The sequence below is a fragment of the Streptomyces sp. Isolate_45 genome, from assembly GCF_024721315.2.
GTDB lineage: Bacteria > Actinomycetota > Actinomycetes > Streptomycetales > Streptomycetaceae > Streptomyces.
Genome location: NZ_JANFAK020000345.1, coordinates 1 through 2,029, shown reverse-complemented (window position 1 = coordinate 2,029; position 2,029 = coordinate 1). Strand labels below are relative to the sequence as shown.

The window sequence follows — 2,029 nt, the reverse complement described above, 5'->3', positions numbered from 1 at the left end:
CCCCCCCCCCCCCCCCCCCCCCCGCCCCCCCCCCCCCCCCCCCCCCCCCCCCCCCCCCGAGGCTGTAACGCGTTCCGCTCGGGTCCTGAGCGGTGCTCAGGTCTTGAGCAGACGGTTGAAGAACGAACGGTAGTGCTGCAGGGCCAACCTCAGGTCCTCCGTCGCCACCTGCTCGCCCCGGTCCCACCGGCCTTCCAGTCCCTGCTTGTGAGCCGCGAAAGAGCCGGCCAAGGTCTGCATGACCTCCGCGACCAGGGCGTCCGCCGACCTGACGGCCTCCTGCGGGTCGTCCACGAAGCGGCTCTGGATGTCGCTCCACGACTTGCGGAATCCCTGCGCCTCACCGCTGGGGAGCAGCGGGTCGGTGTCGTCGGCCGCGTCCACGTCACTCGTGGTGGCCCTCGATCCGTTCCGGTCGGTCGCCCCGTTCACGTCCGTGGTTCCGTCCACGTCCGCGGTCGCGTCGACGTCCGCGTCCGCCGTGATGGGGTCCGCCGTCCGGTCCGTCCTGTCCGTCCTGGACGGGTCGTATTCTTCGGCGCGGGTTCCCACATCGCGGGTGCCGTCGTCCCGGGTCCCGCCTTCGCGGGTTCCGTCATCGCCGAGGCCCGTGGTCGCCTCGCCCGGGTAGAGGGGTGCCCGGCGTTCCGCCCCGCCCGAACGGGCGAGGTCCTCGGTGGTCAGGCCGGGCTCGCCGCCCCGCCCCTCCCCTGCGTTCTCGTCCCTGATGCGCATGTCACCTGCTCCTCTGGTCGGTGAGCAGTTCCTCGAACAGGGCGCGGTAGTGGACCATCGCCCCTCGGAGCTCCTCGGTCGTCGCCTGTCCGTTCCCGCTGCGCTCCTTGACGCCGTGTGCGGCCCGGTAGTGCTCCAGCGTGCGGCCGTGTTCGACCGACAGGTCACGTACGGCACCGCTGTACCCCTCGGTGGGGTAGCCGCGCTCCCTCATCAGCCGCGACACCAGGTCGTCGGCCTCGGACAGCGAGCCCTCGGGCCGGTCCACGAAGTGCTCCTGGACGCCGCTCCACTCCTGCGCGTACTGCTGCCGCCGCTCGGCGGGCAGTTCCTTGATGTCGAGCTTGTCGTGCCGTTCCTCACGGGCGCGGAGGTCGCGTTCGGCGGCCATCCGGCCACCCTCCTCCTCGACCGCGCGCTCGTACTCGGGTCCGAACCGACTTTGCAGGTGGCGTCGTCGGGCCTGCATCGATACCAGTGCGGCGATGGCCACCACCACGATCACAGCGACGACGATGATGACTATCAGCATGCCTGTTGACATCTCCGGCCTCCGTCCCGGGGCCTACCATTTGTTGTCGCGCGGCTGCCCGGCCTGTCGTCGGACAAACCCGCCGCGCACCGCGAGTCCGTAAGGTCAGAGTTCCGCGCGGGACACCGACTGGGCGGCTCGCACCGCGACGTTGGCCGCGTCCTCGACGAGCGGCACGGCCGGCCGGCCGTCACCGGTCAGCGTCCACCCGCACAGGGCCGCCCATCCCAGGGCCGCCGAGGCCGCGACGGAGCGTTCCCGCCGTCCGGCCAGGAACGTGCCGAACAGCAGGGCGTCCCCGGCGTCGACCGTGACCCGGCACAGGACGGCCGTACGCAGGGCGGCGCCTTCGGGGAGCGCGACCATCGCGGCGCCGATCACGGCGTCCCGGACGCCCAGGGCCCGGATCAGCAGGGCCGAGGAACCCTTGTCCGACAGGCCGCAGGGGCCGGCCAACACGCGGGGGCTGCAGGCGACCGCCACCCCGTACGCGACGGTGGCCACGCCCATCGCCCGTGCCGCTGCGGTGCGCATACCGATCACTCCGTTTCGTTGGGCCGGGCCACTCGACGGGACTCCGGGTCAAGGGGCGCCTACCCGCGCGGAGGTAGGCCACTCGCGCTCGCCGAGCCGGGCCGCCCCGCGGACGCGCTCAGGTGACCGGCTCCGGGGCCGGGCCCGGTCCGGGCAGCGGGCCGGGCTGCGGGAAGGGATCGGGGCCGGGCGCGGGCGCGGGGTGCGGGTCGGGCTCGGGCTGCGGCG

Annotated in this window: 3 protein-coding genes; all 3 read right to left on the bottom strand. The window is 73.4% G+C overall.

Features of this window, described 5'->3' with window-relative positions:
- Positions 1–96: 96 nt before the first annotated feature.
- On the bottom strand, positions 97–735 hold the full coding sequence (locus NOD94_RS40925) for a hypothetical protein (protein WP_281211321.1): 639 nt from the start codon (positions 733–735) through the stop codon (positions 97–99).
- A 1-nt stretch (position 736) separates the two neighbouring features.
- On the bottom strand, positions 737–1,279 hold the full coding sequence (locus NOD94_RS40920) for a hypothetical protein (RefSeq protein ID WP_281211320.1): 543 nt from the start codon (positions 1,277–1,279) through the stop codon (positions 737–739).
- A 93-nt stretch (positions 1,280–1,372) separates the two neighbouring features.
- Positions 1,373–1,801: a hypothetical protein gene (locus NOD94_RS40915; RefSeq protein WP_281211319.1), complete on the bottom strand. Its 429-nt coding sequence runs from the start codon at positions 1,799–1,801 to the stop codon at positions 1,373–1,375.
- Positions 1,802–2,029: the final 228 nt, after the last annotated feature.

Bases quoted from the DNA above. Each gene is read 5' to 3' on its own strand.
- NOD94_RS40920 (WP_281211320.1), bottom strand. From the start codon at position 1,279: ATGTCAACAGGCATGCTGATAGTCATCATCGTCGTCGCTGTGATCGTG.
- NOD94_RS40915 (WP_281211319.1), bottom strand. From the start codon at position 1,801: ATGCGCACCGCAGCGGCACGGGCGATGGGCGTGGCCACCGTCGCGTAC.
- NOD94_RS40925 (WP_281211321.1), bottom strand. From the start codon at position 735: ATGCGCATCAGGGACGAGAACGCAGGGGAGGGGCGGGGCGGCGAGCCC.